The 20,817-nt window shown below is 41.1% G+C and carries 17 protein-coding genes; 9 read left to right on the top strand and 8 right to left on the bottom strand.

All coding sequences use genetic code 11. The annotated features are described in order from the left end of the window. The 4 genes from FTV34_RS08920 to FTV34_RS08905 all read right to left on the bottom strand — a co-directional run. The coding region (locus FTV34_RS08920) for a DUF4372 domain-containing protein (protein ID WP_141214591.1) at positions 1-152 on the bottom strand (152 nt) is incomplete at its 3' end. 115 nt (positions 153-267) lie between these two features. Beyond that, positions 268-2,283 (bottom strand): TRAP transporter permease, encoded by a 2,016-nt coding sequence (locus FTV34_RS08915; RefSeq protein WP_180069970.1) that lies wholly within the window; start codon positions 2,281-2,283, stop codon positions 268-270. Next, positions 2,280-2,765, bottom strand: coding sequence for a DUF1850 domain-containing protein (locus FTV34_RS08910; RefSeq protein WP_180069968.1), 486 nt, complete (start codon positions 2,763-2,765; stop codon positions 2,280-2,282). Before FTV34_RS08910 ends, FTV34_RS08915 begins: the two co-directional genes overlap by 4 nt. Continuing rightward, entirely contained in the window at positions 2,765-3,769 is a 1,005-nt protein-coding gene (locus FTV34_RS08905) for a TAXI family TRAP transporter solute-binding subunit (protein WP_159124389.1), read from the bottom strand. Before FTV34_RS08905 ends, FTV34_RS08910 begins: the two co-directional genes overlap by 1 nt. 647 nt (positions 3,770-4,416) lie before the next feature. Here FTV34_RS08905 and FTV34_RS08900 point away from each other — a divergent pair. The 6 genes from FTV34_RS08900 to FTV34_RS08875 all read left to right on the top strand — a co-directional run bounded on the left by FTV34_RS08900 (position 4,417) and on the right by FTV34_RS08875 (position 12,371). Then, positions 4,417-5,010, top strand: a complete 594-nt coding sequence (locus FTV34_RS08900; RefSeq protein ID WP_034701986.1) for a LysE family translocator — start codon at positions 4,417-4,419, stop codon at positions 5,008-5,010. A gap of 122 nt (positions 5,011-5,132) precedes the next feature. Beyond that, positions 5,133-5,702, top strand: a complete 570-nt coding sequence (dcd, locus tag FTV34_RS08895; RefSeq protein ID WP_004785008.1) for a dCTP deaminase — start codon at positions 5,133-5,135, stop codon at positions 5,700-5,702. 234 nt (positions 5,703-5,936) lie between these two features. After that, a complete protein-coding gene (locus FTV34_RS08890) occupies positions 5,937-8,006 on the top strand; it encodes a hypothetical protein (RefSeq protein ID WP_180069966.1) in 2,070 nt (689 codons plus the stop codon). A gap of 12 nt (positions 8,007-8,018) precedes the next feature. After that, on the top strand, positions 8,019-8,735 hold the full coding sequence (locus FTV34_RS08885; protein WP_180069964.1) for a hypothetical protein: 717 nt from the start codon (positions 8,019-8,021) through the stop codon (positions 8,733-8,735). Between the two features lie 29 nt (positions 8,736-8,764). Further along, positions 8,765-10,939: a DUF6160 family protein gene (locus FTV34_RS08880; RefSeq protein ID WP_180069962.1), complete on the top strand. Its 2,175-nt coding sequence runs from the start codon at positions 8,765-8,767 to the stop codon at positions 10,937-10,939. Between the two features lie 16 nt (positions 10,940-10,955). Next, the gene (locus FTV34_RS08875) at positions 10,956-12,371 is read left to right on the top strand and encodes a hypothetical protein (protein WP_180002150.1); all 1,416 of its coding nucleotides are present in this window, start codon (positions 10,956-10,958) and stop codon (positions 12,369-12,371) included. A 57-nt stretch (positions 12,372-12,428) separates the two neighbouring features. On the opposite strand, the gene FTV34_RS08870 is transcribed toward FTV34_RS08875, so the two are convergent. The 4 genes from FTV34_RS08870 to FTV34_RS08855 all read right to left on the bottom strand — a co-directional run bounded on the left by FTV34_RS08870 (position 12,429) and on the right by FTV34_RS08855 (position 19,194). Then, positions 12,429-14,147 carry a proline--tRNA ligase gene (locus tag FTV34_RS08870; protein WP_180002149.1) on the bottom strand — a complete coding sequence of 573 codons (1,719 nt, stop codon included), beginning with the start codon at positions 14,145-14,147 and terminating at the stop codon, positions 12,429-12,431. Between the two features lie 97 nt (positions 14,148-14,244). Next, positions 14,245-17,352, bottom strand: a complete 3,108-nt coding sequence (locus FTV34_RS08865; RefSeq protein ID WP_180069960.1) for an efflux RND transporter permease subunit — start codon at positions 17,350-17,352, stop codon at positions 14,245-14,247. Positions 17,353-17,370: 18 nt separating this feature from the next. Beyond that, on the bottom strand, positions 17,371-18,498 hold the full coding sequence (locus FTV34_RS08860) for an efflux RND transporter periplasmic adaptor subunit (protein WP_180069958.1): 1,128 nt from the start codon (positions 18,496-18,498) through the stop codon (positions 17,371-17,373). A 51-nt stretch (positions 18,499-18,549) separates the two neighbouring features. After that, a complete protein-coding gene (locus FTV34_RS08855; RefSeq protein WP_159123370.1) occupies positions 18,550-19,194 on the bottom strand; it encodes a hypothetical protein in 645 nt (214 codons plus the stop codon). Positions 19,195-19,477: 283 nt separating this feature from the next. On the opposite strand from FTV34_RS08855, the gene pilG reads away from it, so the two are divergent. The 3 genes from pilG to FTV34_RS08840 are packed head-to-tail and all read left to right on the top strand — an operon-like array spanning position 19,478 to position 20,797. Beyond that, on the top strand, positions 19,478-19,861 hold the full coding sequence (pilG, locus tag FTV34_RS08850; protein ID WP_180011986.1) for a twitching motility response regulator PilG: 384 nt from the start codon (positions 19,478-19,480) through the stop codon (positions 19,859-19,861). A gap of 25 nt (positions 19,862-19,886) precedes the next feature. After that, entirely contained in the window at positions 19,887-20,255 is a 369-nt protein-coding gene (locus tag FTV34_RS08845) for a response regulator (protein ID WP_004784985.1), read from the top strand. Positions 20,256-20,260: 5 nt separating this feature from the next. Further along, complete coding sequence (locus tag FTV34_RS08840) at positions 20,261-20,797, top strand: chemotaxis protein CheW (protein ID WP_159123371.1); 537 nt, start codon at positions 20,261-20,263, stop codon at positions 20,795-20,797. Positions 20,798-20,817: the final 20 nt, after the last annotated feature.

Raw genomic sequence — 20,817 nt, 5'->3', positions numbered from 1 at the left:
GAGAATTGAGACATCAATATGGCAATAAACTGATCCCACCGGGAAGCCGCTCTAAATTTCTGTCCAACATGGTGTACTTTAGCAAGTTGTTCAAAATCCTGTCGCACAACAGGTTTAATTAGCTCATGAAATACGGTATTCTGATGTGACAAAACCTGAATCCTGGTCGTTAAAGTGTTTGTTTGCACTCATATTTTAACTGTTAGGACTCAGGTTTTTTTATTTAAAGCAAACTATGGGACAGCAGTGGCTTAAGCTCTCTTTTTTTTATGAGGTTTTAGTCGTAGCTGTATTTTCTTTTCTTGCCTGAATGATATTAAAGCCAATCGCAATAATTACCATGATGGTGCCGATAATATCGGTCATGGTCTCAGGCACAATCATCATGAGTGCGCCCACCCCCAGGAAGATGCGCCAGAACCAGCTCAGAGCTGTTTTAAAATAACCTTCTACTGCAGCGCCAAGTGCCAGAATACCGACAATGGACGTCACGGTAATGCTTAAAATGACATTCCATGCCGGTAAAGCAAATTCTTTGGCATTGACTGCAATATCAGTCGTATCAATCATTAGCATCGCCGGGTTATAGACAAACAGGAATGGCACAATAAAGCCAGCCAGAGATAGGCGTAGTGCCAGGAATCCAGTCCGCATTGGGTCACCCCCGGCAATCCCGGCACCGGCAAAGGCGGCCAAAGCGACGGGTGGGGTAATATTGGCAAACAGGCCAAAATAGAATACGAACATATGCGCGACTAGGATTGGAATATCAAAGTTGGCCAAAGCAGGTGCTGCCATCGTCGCGGTAATGATATAGGCTGGAATCGATGGTAGACCCATGCCCAGAATCATCGATGCAATCATGGTGAAGAACAGGGTGAGGAACAGACTGCCAGCACCAATACTCATGATTGAAGAAGTCATGACAGAACCAAAGCTAGTCAAACTCACCACACCAATAATGATACCCACGACCGCACAGGCCGCCATCACGGAAAGTGACTGCTTGGCGCCATCAGCTAAAGCCTCCAGAATTTCCTTAGGTCCCATACGGGTGGATTTTCTGAATGCTGCCACCACAATGGTCAACAAAATTGTATAAACAGCGGCATAACTCACTGGAATCGACTGGAATAAAAAGAATACCAAAGCAACGATTGGAAATAATAAATGTCCTCGTTCTTTCAGGACTTCTTTGACTCGTGGTAGGTCAGCTTTGGGAACGCCTTTCAGGTGATCTCGGCCAGCTCTGAAATGGACTTGTGCCATCACACCGAGATAATACAGCAGGGCAGGTAATACCGCAGCTAAGGCAATCGTGCCATAACTGACACCCGTGGTTTCTGCCATGATGAAGGCACTGGCACCCATTACTGGCGGCAAGATCTGCCCGCCGACAGAAGCACTGGCTTCCACTGCACCGGCAAAGTTTTTGTGATAGCCAATTTTCTTCATTAAAGGAATGGTAAATGAACCTGTTCCTACGACATTGGCAACCGCCGTCCCGTTGATACTGCCCATAAAACCGCTGGAAATCACCGCGACCTTGGCTGGTCCACCTTGCTTATGTCCCGCAAGTGCCATGGCGAGATCATTAAATAATTTTCCCATTCCTGATTTCGCCAGAAAGGCACCAAACAGGATAAACAGGAAAATAAAGGTGACTGAAGCACCAATGGCTGAAGAATATAAACCTTCAGTCTTCAGATACATTTGTCCGAAAATATCACTGAATGTATAGGGGCGAGTGAGCAAGCGATCCGGCATCCATTCAAAATGACTGACAAATGGATAGCTTAAGAAAATCAGTCCTAAGATCGGCAACATCCAGCCCATTACCCTTCGAGCAGCCTCAACCACCAATACTACTGTCATAATCGAGAAGACAATGTCCAGCGTATTGGGAATGCCTCCCCGAGTGGTCATAATCGCTTGATACTCTTTAAATAAATAAAAGAAAGAAGCAAAAGAGGCGATCACCCAAATCCAGTCTGTCCATGCGACTTTTTGTCGGCTACTTGCTTGACGTGCTGGATATAACAAGAAAATCAGCGCCAGACCAATGGATACATGCGCCGCACGCTGGATCAGTTCGGGTAAGGGATTAAAAGTAATATAAAGATGAAATAAAGAATAGGATATTGCCAGAGCAGCAATAAACCAGCGAACCGATTTGTTATTCGGGTTGCGAGTGACAGATTCACGGTCAAATTTTTCTAATAATTCTTGTTGCTGTTGGTCATCCAGTGCTTCGGTCACATTTCTTGTTTCTTGTGGATTCATAGGCAATCATTTAAACCTCTTTTTTTCCATAGGCTGTCTTTTTTTATAGAAAGTTGTACCGTGCTATAGTCGGGAAAATCCTGATAGATATTCCAGACCCGATCAGCACTCTCAATTTTTCCCTGCATTCTGCGTGAAATCACCCAATTGATTTCTTTCATCTTCCGGTTGATTTGCATATGGATATTGCCATCATCCTGTCGAGTAATAGTACCTTGATCAGGTGTACCTGCACCAAATGAAATGAACTGAGTATCTGTCAGAATGAAATGGTCCTTGTCTAGAAGATAACGTTCTTTCCACTGTGTTCTTTCTACCGAATGCATCCAGCTCAGCTGAAAAGATTTCTGGTCAATTTTGCATTGAAAATTTTGCTCTTTCACTTCCACAAAAATATACGGAAATGTTATCCAAACACAGCTAATAAAAAAGGCAGCCAAACTAAAAAGTGCAGCAATCGCTGCACCTTGTATCCATTTCATCAGTTCGCTTTATTCTCATCATAGAATTTTTGCGCGCCCGGATGCAGTTGAGCAACCAGACCTTTTTGTGCACCTTCTAAAGTGATTTCTTTAGCAGCCTGATGTGAATTGGCGAGTTGATCCAAGCTGGAGAAGAACGTCTTGGTTAGCTTATATACATCATCGGTAGACAAATCTGAGCGAACCACCAGCGCATTCATGATCGCAGCTGTAGGAATATCTTCAGCATTGCCATAGGTCCCTTTAGGAATGGTCATTGGCAGGAAATACGCCTGATCTTTGGCAATCGCTTTCACTTTATCTGGATTAATACTCACCAGTTGTAGATCAAAGCCCTGTTGCAGCTCCATCAGTGAAGAGTTTGGAAGACCACTGGTCAGGAAGGCTGCATCCAGTTTACCGCCTTTCAAGGCATCAGCTGCTTCGGCATAACCTAAGTAATCTACTTTGACATCCTTATAAGTGATACCAAAACCGTTCAATAGAGTACGGGCATTCACTTCTACACCTGAATTCTGGGCGCCCACTGCAATACGTTTGCCTTTGAGATCTTCAATATTTTTGATACCAGAACGTTTTGAAGTGACAATCTGTACATAGTTTGGATAAAGCGCAGCGATCTGCTGCACGTTGTCAATTTTAGAACTAAAACTGCCTTGACCATTAATTGCTTCAGTTAAGCTGTCGCTCATGACAAAGGCCATTTCAACTTTGTTCTGTTTTAATAAATTTAGATTTTCGACAGAAGCCCCTGTGGTCTGGGTTTTGGAACTTACGCCGTAGGTCTTGTTATAGATTTCAGCCAATCCTGTTCCGATGACATTATAAGGGCCTGAGGCACCGCCTGTCGCAATATTGACAAATCGGGTTTGCAGTTTATCTGCAGCTACGCTCTCGCCAGATGCAGCCTGATTATCTGATTTATTTTGTGCATTATCATTCGAGCAGGCAACTACGCCTGATAACGCTAAGCTCATGACTGAAAGTTTGATCCATTTATTCATATATGACTCCTGATATTATTCTGTAGTTCTTAAAATATAATTAAAACAACAATATACTAAACCGTCTGGATGTTAAAAAATGTGAATTATCAATTGTTGTCCTTGTACAATTTAACAGCAATTATTTTGTCTGAATACCTTTAATAACATTTTTTTCGAAATTTTGCTTTATCAATATGTTGAACAAATTGAGCAAGATAGATATCTTAAATGGAGAGTGGAAATTTAATCATTAGGAGTTAGGTAAAAGTTGCTCCCATCACTAAATCTTTCTATAGAAGTGTGCAAAGTTCATATGCAAGAGCAGGGATTTTTAGTTAGTTAAAATTCAATCAAAGATTACTAGAAATAATGATTTCAAAGTTTTGGATAATTTTTCTTTCATGGTATAGAGACTAGTATTTCAGGAATTTTAAGTCCGAATACTCTATTGAAACTTCTACTTTTATAGCAATTTTATGATGAGCTAATAGCTTTATAAATTGACAAAATTGACTGAAATAAAATTTTCTTTTATTTTTATATAATTATATGAAAATAAATAAAAAAATAAAATATAATTTTTTTTAATATGTTCTCTTACAATTATTTTTTTGCAGATTTGACCGGATTATTTTATGCTTAATACCTAAGAGCGAGGTCAAACTATGATTTCATGGTTATTTATTGGTTTAGTGGCAGCCATTCTATTAACACCGGGCCCAACCAATACTTTATTGGCATCGTCAGGTATTCAAGTTGGATTTAGAAAAACTTTTCGCCTTATTCCTGCAGAAGCTTTCGGCTATCTCATCGCAATTACATTCTGGGGCTTTTTGATTGGTAAAATCTCGGTCTATTTACCGGAATTACCTCATATTCTCAAACTCTGTAGTGCTGCTTATATTCTATTTTTAGCTTTAAAATTATGGCGTACCGCAGAACTTGGTGAAAATTTTCAATGTATTTCGATTCGGGCACGGGAACTATTTTTGGCGACTTTGCTGAATCCTAAGGCATTATTATTTGCTTCGGCTATTTTCCCGGTCATTGTGTGGAAAAGCAGTCAATATTATGTGACTTATATGCTGGCATTCTTGGCATTACTTATTCCTATCGCATTTTTCTGGACCTTTTTAGGTAGCTTATTGGCCAGAAAAAACAATCGCTGGCTGAATCAAAAGAACTTACAAAAGACCGCTTCCATTATTTTAATGAGCTTTTCTGTACCTTTATCCTATTCAGCACTCCTCAGTCTTTAAACCTGAAAAAGCAGCTAAATTTCCTGAAATTTAGCTGTCAGAATTTCGCTTATTTTCATTAGTGCCAATTTCAGTTAAAGTACGTCGCAATTACTTATTTTTAAGATTTTTGGATTATATCAATGGCAATTAAGTCTGATCGTTGGATTCGCGAAATGAGCGAAAAACACGGCATGATTGAACCGTATGCAGAAAACCAGATTCGTCTGGATGAAAATGGTCAAAAGCTGATTTCTTATGGTGTTTCAAGCTATGGCTATGACGTGCGATGTGCGCGTGAGTTTAAAGTATTCACCAATGTTCACTCTGCAATTGTCGATCCGAAAAACTTTGACGAAAAAAGCTTTATCGATATTGAATCGGATGTTTGTATCATTCCACCCAACTCATTTGCTTTAGCGCGTACAGTAGAATACTTCCGTATTCCACGAAATGTACTGACCGTTTGCTTGGGTAAATCGACTTATGCACGTTGCGGCATTATCGTGAATGTGACTCCACTTGAACCTGAGTGGGAAGGTCATGTCACGCTGGAGTTTTCAAATACAACTAACCTGCCTGCACGTATTTATGCGGGTGAGGGTGTGGCTCAAATGCTGTTCTTCGAATCAGACGAAGTTTGTGAAACCTCCTATAAAGATCGTGGTGGTAAATACCAAGGGCAGACAGGCGTTACTTTGCCTAAAGCTTAATAGTTTTAAAGCATTGAATAAGCGAGGCTAATGCCTCGCTTATTTTTTTTGCTGTTTCATTCATCGGAAACTCGGGGTTTTTGGTCTTTTGGCTTTGGTAATCCTGCTAAAAATAAGCATAATGAAGAATGAATATATAAAAAAGATGTGCTAAGCATCATAAAAATCAAAAATTGAAGGCTGGGAAGCTGAAGGATAAAGATGCGGAGCATCAGATAAGAAGGATAGGTCGAGATGGCTCAAATAAAAGCTAAATTTCAATTTCGTAAAAGCTTTTTGGCAATGATGATCGGTTTAGGATTATTGCCATCTGCACATGCAATGCAGGAATTAACTGATTCTTCTCTTTCTGATACTACCGGTGAAGGTGTTGCCCTGGTACTTGATGACTTTAAAATGGTTTTTCAGGCACCGAATGATGCTTCCAGTGGTTCAAGCTATGCACGAGGTATTGCCAATCCAGGTCAGGCAGACACTGGCTTTATTCGTATTATTCCGACAGGTGAAAACTACAATAAGCTCGGAGCGAATCTATATAGTAAAGTATATCAGAGTACCTACGACAGGGAATACCTCAATGAAAGGGGGCGGTTATACAATCATGTTTACGGGGAAAAATATGAAGAGCGTTATACATTTTATATTAATGATCCCACTAAAAAAGAAGCTATAAAAACTGTAGTTGATAGGGATTTAACTACACCATATCGTACGAAGACCGTTGAGAATTTATTTAATTCTTCTTTAATGCAATCATATTTGACACAACGTAAAGCAGATTATAAAGATGGTGTTACGTGGCCTTGGAGCGTTATTGATGATGGAACAGATGACAATACGAGTGGCACACGAGGTAATGAAGAAAAATCATTAGCACAAGCAATTAAAAATACCTATGAAATGATTGAAATTCTATTCGGAGAGAAAAGTACCAATACTACACTTACATCAGAATTTATAAATTCTAATTTTTATAAAAATGTCTATTTAAAATCAGAAGAGTATAAAAAATATGGTCGTAAGAATGCAATAAAAGAAGAAGTTGATAAGTTATTAACAGATACAATTAATGCAAGATTAGAGGATGAAGCAGCCACAAATGCGTCACAGTATGCAAAAACTGAAAGCGATAAAGCGCATTTAACTGTTGTAGAAAATGCAGAAAAAACTGCAAAAAGTGCTGCTTTAACTGCAACGGTTGGGTCTTTACGTACTAAAGCTGACGTCTTTATTTACGGTCTGGCTCTTTCTAAAAGTGATGACTCATTAAGTACACGTTATAGCAATCAGGGATTTAATTGGGGAACAGCCAGCAATCCTTGGTTATTTCATGCCGGAGCCGAAACAGTAAAACAGTTTACGGATACTGGAAAAGAAGTGGGCTATCTAGCTTTGGAAGCACCTCTTGCAACAGTTGTTGCAAATGAAGCAGATAATAATATTAAGCTTGGTTTCTGGACTGATATTTTCTCACGTTCTTTGAATTCAAGTAATACCGTAGATTATGCTACCGGAGCACCTACTTCAGGCTTAGATATTTCTGAACGTTTCCGTGCACAGTTTATTGCTAATGGTTTGAGCATGAATGGTTCACAAGTCCGATTATTTCAAACCCTTACATCGCCTGATCTTGCGTATAGTCAAACCTTGGGCTTGGCGAGTCTGATCCGACTCAATACTAATGATGATCCCTCTACTTTGACCAGTGATTCAAACAATTTGAACAGTAAAGGGATTCGTATTAGTAGTGCAGCAAAAGAGAATAATCTTGATGGAGATGGTCCGACTCCTGCTTTAAATGGCTCTGCAGCTCCTATATTTCATGATACCGAGGGATTGTATTTATATAGCCCGAATATCAATTTGGTACTAGGAAGTATGTATCAGCCTTTTGTTGTGGGTTCGGAAGGAAATAATATTATTTTGGAAGTGACACGTATTCCTAAAATTCCAGATATTTACAACCGGATTTATCAGCGTTATCCAGATGGAAAAGGTGGTTTTTTAGGATCAGAAGCACTTTTAGGCTCTACATGTAATGTATATACGTGTGGTACTGAAATTAAAGCTCAAGCTTCAGATAGCATTGCCTTGTATCAAGGACGCGATGCAACTCACAGTAGTATCGCCATTGGTTCTGTTGAACGTATTGCCAATACCAATATGCTGAAGGCAAAAGATGATAATAATGCTACTGGTGTGGTATTTAGGGGGGCTACTGATAACTCAATGAGGAATTTTGGTTCAGCAGTGATTGATGGTGTGTTGATTCAACATCTAAAAATAAAAACTACAGGTCTATAAAGGAATAGGGCAATGTTGAAAAAGTTAATGCTTGCTACAGTTCTTGGGATTTCTTTTGCGACACAAGCCGGCTTGGTCAGTCTTGATCCGCAGCAAATGACAGCGGAAACGGGTCAAGGTGGAGCAGATTTAAGCTGGACCTTGTCACTCAACCATCAATACGCTACTGATTTAACGAAATCTCAAATTTCTGAAACGGTCGCTAATAAGTTAGAGGTGTATTACAAGCCAACAACAGATTGTGGAATTAACACCTTGTTTTGTCGCTTGGCTATTTCTCCGAACAATCATGTTGATGCTCAAGGCAATAAAAAATGGCTGGTATTTAAAGGCATACAAGGCACCCTGCAAATTGATAAGTTTTCTATCGATGGCACCACGATTACTAATGCGGCAGGTGATCCTCAAACTGCCATGAAAATCACTTTTTATGATGATAAACCTTTAAAAATCAGAAATTTGGGTTTTAATACTTTGGCTATTGAAACCGGAACCGGTGAGGGCGATAAGGAAGGCTATGCCAATTCAGAAAAGTATACGACCTTCACCAATCGTGTTTATAAAGAGGATGGCGCGTATACCACTGCCCTAGCAGACGTTCCAGAGTTTGACCGCGGGCGTGAGAAAGGATTTATGGGGCTCAATATGCACGGCAACATGCACATGTCAGGAAACTTAAAAATATTTGGCTTTAACTGCTCATCTGGGAGTGCACAAAGCCGTTGCTAACTGCATGGATGCAGCATAGGGATGAAAGAATGAAAAAAATAAAATCGCAAATTAAATTATTAACGGCATGTGTCTGTTTGGCACAGCATAGTTATGCACTAGAGCTGATTGAAGAACAAGAATTGGGACATATCACTGGTCAAGACGGTATTACGATTACACACGAGGTATCAAAAGTAGAAGTTGAACAGCTCAATTGGTATGACCCGAATGCTGATGTAAATACCAAGATGGGACTGGGATTGCATAAAGTAAAAATCTTAGGCAAAGATCAAAATGCGATTTTAAGCCAGCTTAAGTTTGATGTCGGTGCGACCGATGCTGGTGCAGGGATCCGTTTAGAAGCAAGCGTAGCTCCTTTTAGTGCTAATGCAGATTTTAAACTTGTGAGTAAGGAGTGTGCTGGAACAAGCTGTGTCGAAAACAATCAAAATTTGGGCAAACTAGGTCTTGTGATTGATAGTCCATTTAAAATGGTGCTTCATACGACAGCAGGTTTATTCAATAAGAATGAAACAGCTACTATCGATTTCAATTTGCAAGATGCCACAATTAAACATACTTTAGGTACAAATAGCTTAGTTCTAGATAACTTTAATTTTAACTTTGCTGGTACGGGCTATATGTATATAGACCCGACACAAGGCATCGTACTCGCCAGTAAAAGTGGTACGCAAGATCATTTAATTAATTTAAAACCAGTTGCTGTAGGAACTACAGGTGCGCAAACAGCTGGATTGAACTTTGATTTGCGCTATCAGAATGGGGATGGCGATTTAAAAAATATCATGCGCTATGGTATTTCAGGTGCAGTGAGCAATGCACGTTTGTCGTTAGGGGCCGATCAGTCAAAACTGAACTCTTTTGATATAAGTAATAAAGTTGGTGGTGTGCTGACGCGACAAGATCGCAGTGTTTCAAGCTATAACGCAGGTGAAGGCGGCTTGCATCTTGGTTTATCAGCTGATTTTACCAATCAGGAAGTGGCAGCAGCACAGGGTTTAAAACCAACGACTTTGGAAATTGGTCATACGGGTAAAGGAAGCTATGCAGTTCAGTTTAATGAATTACGTTCATTAACTGGAAAAAATAATGCATATATCGATTTTGGCGATATTTATATCAATACAATTCAGGCGCAGAGCCTAGAATTTTTAGTTAATGACAATATTAAGTCAACACTTAGACAAAGTAATCCGATTTTGCAGCAAACTTTAAGCAGTACGTCTGCTAATCAGGATTTTGCACTAATCGCCATACGGGGTATGGATTTCCAGTCGATTGCAGCCAAAGCAAATTTTATTTCTAATGATACTGGTATTATTTCCGGGAATAGTGGTTCTTGGGGAATTGGTATTCCAATTTACAACCTGAATGCCAATGTTGCTTTGTCGGGTACAAAATATGACGGTGACAAGAATGGTATTGCCTATAACGTGATGGCATCAACTGAAGGTTATGGAAAGGATGCCAAAACTGGAGCACCAAGTACAACTTCAATTCTTTTAATTGATGGTGGTGTAGAGAATGGCCATGCGCGAAACTATTATGCTGGCCTTCGAAATATTGATGCCTTTATTGAATCCAAAGGGGTGATTGGTTATGAAGATGAAGGCATCTATGTAAAAGCTGATAAATTGCTGATCGCAGCTAAAGCTGAAGTGGCAATTGGCCAATTACCGGGATCTAAATATAACTGTGTATCAGGCAATAAATGTGATCAGTTTGTTCCTGATGACAACTTTTCTAAACGCGATGATGTATTAACAACAATTGCCATGATGCTTGATGGTAGTGGTGAGTTAATGATTATTCCGGGACTGGATGTAGCAGGCGAAAATTATTTATCGCTGGATGCAAACTTTAAGTTCCGAACATTAACTTCTACAGAAAAAGGTGATGTTAATAATCTTGGTAGTTATTTTAGTCTGATTAATGAAGATGTAGATAGCACAGGTGCAGTTCATACTTCTGCGATTAACTTTAATCGTATGGAAGGGAATTTAGGATTAATCACCAAAATAGGCGTGAGTGAAGATACTGTTACTTTAGATAATCAAATTAAATTTAATAAAGATCAGAAGATTATCGAACCGTTTAGAACCAACATGGCCATGACCACAAATGGCAATATGCAGAATATAGCAACAATTGCACTCACAGGCGGAACCATGCGCAGTACGCTAGGCATTACACCGCGCTGAAATAAGGGATGATTTCATGAAAAAAATAATATTGAATAGCTTGATTGTCACTTTAATGGGCCTTACTCAACAGGCGATGGCAATGACAGCCTTAGACGATGAGGCTTTATCGGCAGTTGATGCACAGGCCTTATTAAATTTGGAAAATGCTTATGATTCATCACAAGGAATTAACTTCCATAAGCTAAGTATTGAAGCTTTAATGGAATTGAATATTAATATCAAAACTTTGCAGCTTGGTTGTGGTGGAACGAATAACAGTATTGGGAATACTAATGGTTGTGATATTGATATTTCTAACCTGGCTTTGAGTGGCTTAAATACCTCTCTTGATGATAAAGGTAACCCTGTCTTTTCAGGTGACCGTGCTAATACCAGCGCCAGTGTGAGTAATCCCTTTGTTGAGTTTGCAATTAAAAATGGCGGAAGTGCCTCTACCCGGGAAGTGGTCGGTTTCCGTCTAGGTGCAGATAAAATTGTCGGACTCTTAACCATGGGGACTGACAACGTCGAAAATCCAAATGATGGCCTCAAAAGTTTTAGTGGTTATATGAAAATGGCGCAAACCACTGGTGAGTCTGTTACAAAAGCGGGAACCTTTGGTATTGCAAATGATGAAAAAATCTCAGGGAATCTAAAGGCTTTAGGACAAACACGTACTTTTACCAGTAAGCCAGGTGCTGATGGCCATACCGGGATTACAGTGCCTTCCATGCGGGTAGACTTTACTATGCCAGAAACTGTCGTGACTGGGCAACGCTTAAAGTCAGCGACTGTAAGTAATATCCGTTCTACTATTGCTTCGATTCCATTAGCAAAGGCTTTAACGGGTTCAACTTTGCCAAGTGATGTGATTGGTACACCAGATTTTTCAAAAGATAAGCTGTATGTAGAGTTTGATCCATTAATTGGATTTCTTAATTTAGGAACACATTCTTTCTTTCAAATGGGTGCTGGTTCAAGTCTGGATAACCTGAATATGGACATCACCTTTGTTCAGGCTCTAAATATGATCCATAATATTCCATTAAATGGTACAGGCGGTTATTTGTCTTTACAGAGTCAGAATGTGCATTGGCAAGGTGCGGACGCGGCTGATATTGCCAAACCAGGTTGGTGGCTATCTTTTAAAGACCCGATTCAACTGGGTGTATTAAAAACTACAGATGAAGTTGATATTTCATTCGTGTTACCTCAGGTAGCAACTGCTATTTCTGAATTTCTTTTACGTCCTGAAAACTTGATTGATGTCAGTGTGGGCGAGGCTTTAGGGTCTCTGGCGAATGTCGCGGTGGTGCGTAAATTGAATATTGATGTGGGTAAATTTACTAATTATGTAGATGGTACTCCTGCAACTTTAACCTTAATGGACAAGCTGCTACAAAACCAGAATGTGACCTCAAACTGCTTTGGCGGGCATAAGTTCTGCTAAGTTAGAAACATAAAAAATCCCGCTCTAGGCGGGATTTTTTATTGATTCAGAAAAAAATTATTTCGCAATTTTTGCTAGTAGTTCTTCTTTTGAAAGATTTACTGATTCTGCATCACGGCGACCTTTATATTCAAAAGTACCTGCATCCAGACCTTTTTCACCAATCACAATGCGATGTGGAATACCAGTCAATTCAAGATCAGAGAATTTCACACCTGGACGCTCGTTACGGTCATCAAGCAATACGTCAAAACCAGCAGCTTGCAGTTCTGCATATAAGCTTTCAGCTGCTTCTAAAGTGCGAGGTGATTTATGCGCATTCATTGGCACAATTGCCACTTCAAATGGAGCGATCGCAGCCGGCCAGATGATGCCTTTTTCATCGTAATTCTGTTCAATTGCAGATGCTACGACACGTGTCACACCGATACCATAACAACCCATCGTTACAGTGAATGGTTTGCCATCTTCACCTAAGACTTTACAGCCTAAAGCTTCAGAGTATTTTTTGCCTAACTGGAAGATATGACCTACTTCGATACCACGTTTGATTTGAAGTGTACCTTTACCATCTGGAGAAGGATCGCCTTCAACCACATTACGCAGGTCATAAACTTCGCTAAACTGCGCATCACGTTCCCAGTTCACGCCAGTTGAGTGCTTGTCTGCTTCGTTTGCACCTGCAACAAAGTCAGACAGTACAGAAGCAGCACGGTCAACGATTACTGTTAGGCCTTTTTCTACTAAACCTTGCGGACCTACAAAACCAGCAGTCAAACCTAGTTCAGCAAGTTGAGCTTCAGTAGCAAAAGCCAAAGGCGCAGCAATTTTTGGATGCTTTTCGGCTTTAATTTCATTCAGTTCATGGTCACCACGAAGGAACAGGGCAACGACAGGAGCTGCTTTACCTTCTTCAGCTGCAACGCCTTGAACCAGTAATGCCTTTACTGAATGCGCAGGATCAGTACCAAGGAAATTTGATACATCAGCAATGGTTTTCTGATTTGGGGTATCAACCACTTTCAATTCTTGAGCCGGAGCAGCACGTTCGCCCACCAGAATCGCTTCAGCCATTTCGATGTTAGCCGCATAATCAGATTCAGTTGAGAAGGCGATATCATCTTCACCACTTGAAGCCAAGACGTGGAATTCGTGTGAACCTGAACCACCGATTGAACCGGTATCCGCTTGTACTGGACGGAAATCCAGACCTAAACGGGTAAAGATCTTGCAGTACGCTTCGTACATTTTGTCGTAAGTTTCTTGCAGAGATTCCTGATCCGCATGGAAAGAATAGGCATCTTTCATGATGAATTCACGTGAGCGCATTACGCCAAAACGAGGACGAATTTCGTCACGGAACTTGGTTTGAACCTGGTAGAAGTTTGCAGGCAGTTGTTTGTAACTTTTTAGCTCATTACGTGCCAGATCAGTGATCACTTCTTCATGTGTTGGGCCAAGCACAAAGTCATTGGTATGACGATCTTTAAAACGTAATAGTTCAGGACCGTATTGCACATAACGACCAGATTCTTCCCAAAGAGAAGCTGGTTGGGTCACAGGCATCAAGACTTCAAGTGAGCCTGCATTATTCATCTCTTCGCGAACGATCGCTGCAACTTTATTTAATACGCGAACGCCCATCGGCAGCCAGGTGTACAAACCTGAAGCCAACTTACGAATCATACCAGCACGAAGCATTAGCTGATGTGAAATAACTTCAGCATCGTTCGGGGTTTCTCTCAACGTTGCAAATAAAAAGCGACTCGCGCGCATGGAAACTGTCCTAAAAAAATTAAGCGTTAAAGCAGAGATTATACAATAAAAAATGAGGTGAACATTCTTGAATGTCACCTCATTGTGATGGTTTAAATTATGCCATGATTTTACGGGCTTGGCGCAGCATAAAATTCTTAAGGTCATCCAAGTAAGTGAAAATCACTGGAACAACCACCAAGGTCAGCAGGGTAGAAGTAATCACTCCACCGATCACGGCATGTGCCATAGGCGCACTTTGTTCACCACCTTCACCTAAGCCCAGAGCGAGCGGCACCATTCCCATGACCATGGCACTAGTGGTCATCAAAATTGGACGTAAACGGGTTTTGCCGGCATTCAGAATCGCATCATAACGGGCTTCACCCCGATCCATGGCTTTCTTGATGAAGTCGATAAGCAGAATCGCATTTTTGGTCACCAGGCCCATCAGCATAATAATACCGATAATTGAAAACAGATTCATGGTCGAATTAAACAGGAATAGCGCCAGGAATACACCAATTAATGACAAGGGTAATGAAGCCATAATGGCAGCAGGGTGAATAAAGCTGTTGAACTGGGAGCCGAGTACGATATAAATGAATACAATTGACAGGGTAATCGCAGTCAGCGCATAACCAGCGGATTCTGCCATATCAGCATTGGCACCTTGGGTATCAAAACTATAACCCGGCGGCATGTCGAAACTATCCTGAAGTCTGCTGATATCGGTACCGATGTCACCTGCAGGGCGTCCAGAGGTATTTGCTTCAACCAGTACCTCACGCGCCAGATCTCGACGATTAATCTGAGAAGCTCCCATTTTTTCTTCAAAATTAGCAACGCTAGAAAGCGGGATCAAAATCGGCTGATTATTGCCATCCATTTTAGATGAAGTGATATACATATTTTGCAGATCACTTGGCAAGGTGCGCCGGTCTTCGGTCAGGCGCAAATTGACATCATAGGTTTCACCTTTTTCATCCTGCCACGTGGTGACGTCATCACCGGCAATCAGTGGGCGAACCACATTGGCAATTTGATTGACTGATAAACCAAGATCGCTGGCCAGAACGCGATTGATCTGTACACCTAAGGTCGGTTTTGGCTCTTTCAGTGAGGATTCAAGATCGACAATGCCATCAATTTTAGCCATCTCGACCATAAAGCGATCGGAAATCTTCTGTAGTTCATTCAAATCAGGGCCTTTGATTGAAATCATAATCGGCTTTTGGCCACCCGATACGGTTTCATCCGCGGAAGCGACTGAGGTAATGGTAATGCCGCCCACAGATTGTAAACGTTGACGGAATTCATTATTGAGATCATTCAAGCTTTTCTCGCGTTCAGTCCGCGGAGTCACAGTGACACGTAAGCTGACATGGTTTTTACCACGATCGGTTACACCGTTGATCACGCCATAAGTTGCACGTACATCAGGATGCTGACGTACGATTTTATCGACCTGTTGTAGTTTGGCTTGTGAATATTCCAGTGAAGCATCGACTGGGGTTTCAAACTTGATCCGGATTTCACCTTTATCTGGTACGGGCACAAACTCGGTACCAATCAGTTTCGACAGGGCTAAAGCGCCAAACAAAGATGCCACTGCAATCACAATGGTAATGAATCTAAAGCGTAAAGCCAGTTTCAACAGCTTTTCATAGACATGACTTAAATTGTCTAATTTGCCGGAAATCCAGTTAAAAAAGCGTTTAATTCGTCCCGGCTTTTTATTTGGATCTTTCTTCTTTTCTGCCCAATGCGCAGATAGCATCGGATCTAGAGTAAAACTGACAAACATGGAAATCAGAACGGCGGTACTTACTGTCACACCGAACTGATAAAAGAAACGCCCAATAATTCCACCCATAAAGGCGACAGGCAAGAATACCGCGACAATTGTCAGGGTTGTTGCCAGAACGGCAAGACCAATTTCTTTGGTACCGTCCAGCGCAGCAGTGACATGGTCTTTACCCATATCGGTATGCCGTACGATATTTTCCCGTACTACAATTGCATCATCAATCAGCAAACCGATACTTAAAGACAGGGCCAATAAGGTCATCATGTTGATGCTGAAACCAAAAGCCCAGATAAAGGTCAAAGTTCCGAGCAAAGCGATCGGCAGAGTGAGGCCAGTAATGACCGTTGAGCGGAAAGAACCTAAAAATAACAGAACAATTAGAACCGCAAGCACCGCACCTTCAATAATAGTACGCGCCACATCACCAATAGTGCCACGGATGCTTTTTGATGAATCCACTACAACTTTTAAGGTGGTTCCTTGTGGCAGTTGGGCTTTGATGTTTTCAAGGGTTTTGTAGGTACTGTCTACAACTTCAATGACATTAGAATCAGAGCTACGCAGGATATCAACTGCAACTGCAGCTTTACCATCCAGAAATGCACCAGTTTCAAGTTCTGCCTGACTATCTTCAATTTCTGCGACCTGTTTTAGAAAGATCGGTGCACCATTTTTATTGGCAATGACCAGATCGCCAAAGGCAAGGGGATGCAGCACTTTGGAATTGATCTCGATCACTAGTTCCGAATTACCAGATTTTAAGGTACCGCCCGGAACTTCGATATTTTCAGATTTCAAAGTATTAATGACGCTATCCACGCCGATGCCAAAAGCTTGCAGTTTCTGTGGTTCAACCTGAATGCGAATCTGGCGCTGTGCATCACCGAGCAGGTTAACTGTACCTACTCCCGGAACAGTCCTCAGTTGTGGAACAATGCGCTGATCCAGATAGGAACTCAGTGCTTTTAATCCCATATTGTCGGACTCAAATACGATCGACATGATTGCATTGGCAGTTGGATCATAACGCTCGACAACTGGTTCCTGAATTTCATCACGGAATTCGGCGGTGACTGAGGCAATCTTGTCACGGACATCCTGTGCCGCCGTGGTAGAAGGAACTTCCAGATTGAATTCGGCCGTAATCATCGACAGGCCTTCACTGGATTGTGAAATTACCTGTTTTAAACCAGAAATAGTATTGATCTGGTCTTCAAGTTTTTTGGTAATTTCCGATTCAACGGTTTCTGGAGAAGCGCCTGGATAGTTGGTATAAATCACCACAAAGGGAAAGTCGACATCCGGAAATTCTTCTACACCCATGCGCTGCCAGGAAGCTAGTCCAAGCACCATCAAACAGAACATCATCATAATGGTGAAGACGGGATACTTCACACTAATTCGGGTAAACCACATATTAATGATCCTGTCTGATTAGTTGGAACGCAGCGTCACTGGCTTGTTGAGATCTGCCTCGGTAAATGGAATGCGACTGACCTGATCACCTGTCTCCAGACCCTGGATCACTGCCGTATTCTGGTTATAGCGCTGTTCCAGAACCTGAACATTCACTTTAATAATTTTGTTTTGACGAATAACCCAAACATAAGGTTTATTCTGGATATCCTGAATGGTATCTAGGGGAATGATCTGACCAGAAACTTGTTGAGAACTCAGAATATTGCCTTCAACAAAAGAGCCAATACTTAAAGAGGGAATACTTTCATTCGGTCTGGCGAAGAATTCAATCTGGCGACTGGCCTGATCGGCAATTGGAGATACCCGGCTAATAGTAGCGGTATACGTATTTGGATTGCCCTGAATCTGATATTCAATTTTGCTGCCTAAACGCAGACTGGACTGCATTTCACTCGGGACACGAGCCTGAATTTCCAGTTGGTTTGGATTTACGATTTCAAACAGGGTTTGTCCGATCGCCACGGTTTGACCGGGCTCAACCTGACGCTGGGTGATCACGCCACTAATCGGGCTAGTGATAATGCCATCACGATCGGCTTTTACGGCAATATCGACATTGGCTTGCTGTGCGCGGACATTTTCAACCTGGGCTTGATAGTCAACCTGGCTTTGCTCATATTCAACTTTAGAAATAAAGCCTTGGTCGAGCAGGCGCTTTTTGCGCTGCATCATGTTACGCGCCTGATTGGCCTGTGCTTGGGTAGATGCCAGATTAGCACGGGCCTGAGCCAGACGTGCGGCATTGTCCTGATTATTTAAGCGAACCAGTACCTGACCTTTAGCTACATTGTCACCTACCTGAGCATTAACACTGGTGGCAGTGGCAGAAACCTGCGCTTGAATACTGCTTTGGTTGACTGCGCGAATAGTGCCGGTAAATGCGGATTTCTGGATAGAAGTACCTGTTTTTACAGCCACCAGATCCTGAGGAATCAGTTCAATTGTTTTGGGACTTTCGGCTTGAGGTGTAGATTCATTTTTATTGCAGCCGCTTAGAAAAAGACTTAAGCAAAGTGCACTCATCATCAATACAGAGCGCGAAGAAGGGGTCTTTGAAATATGAAAATGCTGTGCAAATGGCATATTAATCCTTTTCACTTGTGGTCGTTTAAAGCAACAACAAGTTATTTGTGTTTATTCAAGTGCTTTTAAACGGGCAATAATTCTGTCGTATTCCGCTTCCATATTTCGATAGCGAGTTTGTAAAGATTGAATATTTTCTTTTTGAGAAATCAGGTTTTTCTGGTTGTTTTCAAGGTTGGCTTTCAAAGATGCCGGGGGATTATTGCCTTTACGTAAATATTCACGTTCTTGGCGTAAAAACATAACCCGGTCTTGCTGCAACTGTTTCATCTGCTCTTGCTGAAAGGCAATCTGTTTTTTAAGTTGGCTCAGACTTTCATTCTTTTTTTGTAGAGCAACATGGCTATTGGTATAGGCACGTTTCAGTTTCTGGTCTTCTGCAATGCGCTGAGCCTGCTGGGCACGTTGCGGCGCCTGTTTAATATCTTTATCGACATTATAAGGACGTGCACGTTTAATGACCTGCATATTCTGGTCAAGTGCCTCATATCCATAGCGGATATGGTTGGGGGTAACGTTAGTGCTGATATTGGCCACACCTTTATTATCATAATAGCGGTACCAAGTGGCTTTTGGTGGCTGGTTAGTTGAGGCATAAGAAATGGTGACCTGAAGAAAAAGTGTCACTGCAAATATGAATCGGCCAGTCATTTTATTTTTATCAATGAAAGCAAGTTTTTCTGAAAACTGACTCATCATTGGCTCCCCAATTGAAAGTTGACTAAATTACTTATTTTAAAGTAATAATAATGCTATATTAGACTCAAATTCACGAATTAAAAACTACCATCAGTCAAAAAAAAAGCAATGACAAAATAAAAATGTGAAATGGTTAATGAAAATCCGCCATTTATGCACACTTGTGTAGAAAATGTTCATTGATAATACAAGTGGATTTGTGTTAAAAATGTTTATCGATCGTAATAAAATAATCCTATGAGCCTTATGGCGCATCGTTTCTAAAATGGGAAGGGTCAAAATGGACGATAAATTCCAAAATCTAAAAGTTATGGTCATTGATGACTCAAAGACCATTCGTCGTACAGCAGAAACTCTTCTACAGCGCGAAGGATATGAAGTCGTGACTGCGGTAGATGGTTTTGAAGCTTTGTCAAAAATCGCAGAAACCAATCCGGATATCGTATTTGTAGACATCATGATGCCTCGTCTAGATGGTTATCAAACTTGTGCATTGATTAAAAATTCTCAAAATTATCAGAATATTCCTGTGATTATGCTTTCGAGTAAAGATGGCTTATTTGATCAGGCCAAAGGTCGTGTTGTTGGTTCGGACGAATACTTGACTAAACCTTTCAGTAAAGATGAATTGCTTAACGCAATCCGTAACCATATTAGTGCTTAATAATTGATTTTTTAGGGGAATTGGCATGGCGCGTATCTTAATCGTAGATGACTCACCGACAGAAACATTCCGTTTTAGAGAGATTCTTTCTAAACATGGCTTTGAGGTGATTGAAGCATCCAATGGTGCAGATGGGGTAACCATGGCTCAGGCTGAGTTGCCAGATCTGGTATTGATGGATGTGGTCATGCCAGGCGTGAATGGCTTCCAGGCAACACGTCAAATTGCACGTGGTGCAACCACCAAGCATATTCCGATTGTGATTGTAAGTACCAAAGATCAGGCCACTGACCGCGTTTGGGGTAAACGTCAGGGCGCCGCAGATTATCTTACAAAACCGGTAGATGAAAAACAGTTGATTGAAGTGATTAAGCACCACCTCAACGCAGGATAAGCTCTATGGCAGCAAATGGATTTATCGAATTGCTTCGCATTGCGAAACGGGGAAATAAAAACTACGTTTCTAATGAAAATGAAGTCAACCGATGGTCAGGCATTGCTTTTGAGATGATGGGGCAATATTTTGTTGCCCCGCTGGGGGAGGTATCCGAAGTGATCTATCCTCCAAAATATACGCCAGTTCCTAATACTCAATCATGGGTTTTAGGGTTGGCCAATATTCGGGGAAGGTTATTATCAGTTTCTGATTTGACTCAATATGTATCAGGACAGAGTAGCCAGTTTTCACCGACTCAAAAAGTATTATGTATTCACCATAATGACCAATATGTCGGTTTGGTTGTTGATCAAGTTTTGGGTATACAACATTTTAATAAGAAAAGTTTTTTTTCTAAAACAACTGAATTGGATAATAACTTACAAGAATACTGTCAGGGATTTTTCCACCAGCATAACCAACAATGGCATGTGTTCTTATTCAGTCGTCTGTTGCAAAATCCAAAATTTATGAACGCATCTATAAAATTTATAAATTAAACGTCGCGCACGAAAGTAAT

Source organism: Acinetobacter sp. YH16038 (assembly GCF_013417275.1).
Taxonomy (GTDB): Bacteria; Pseudomonadota; Gammaproteobacteria; order Pseudomonadales; family Moraxellaceae; genus Acinetobacter.
The sequence above is the reverse complement of the archived record's forward strand: the minus strand, read 5'-3'. Positions and strand labels throughout refer to the sequence as shown.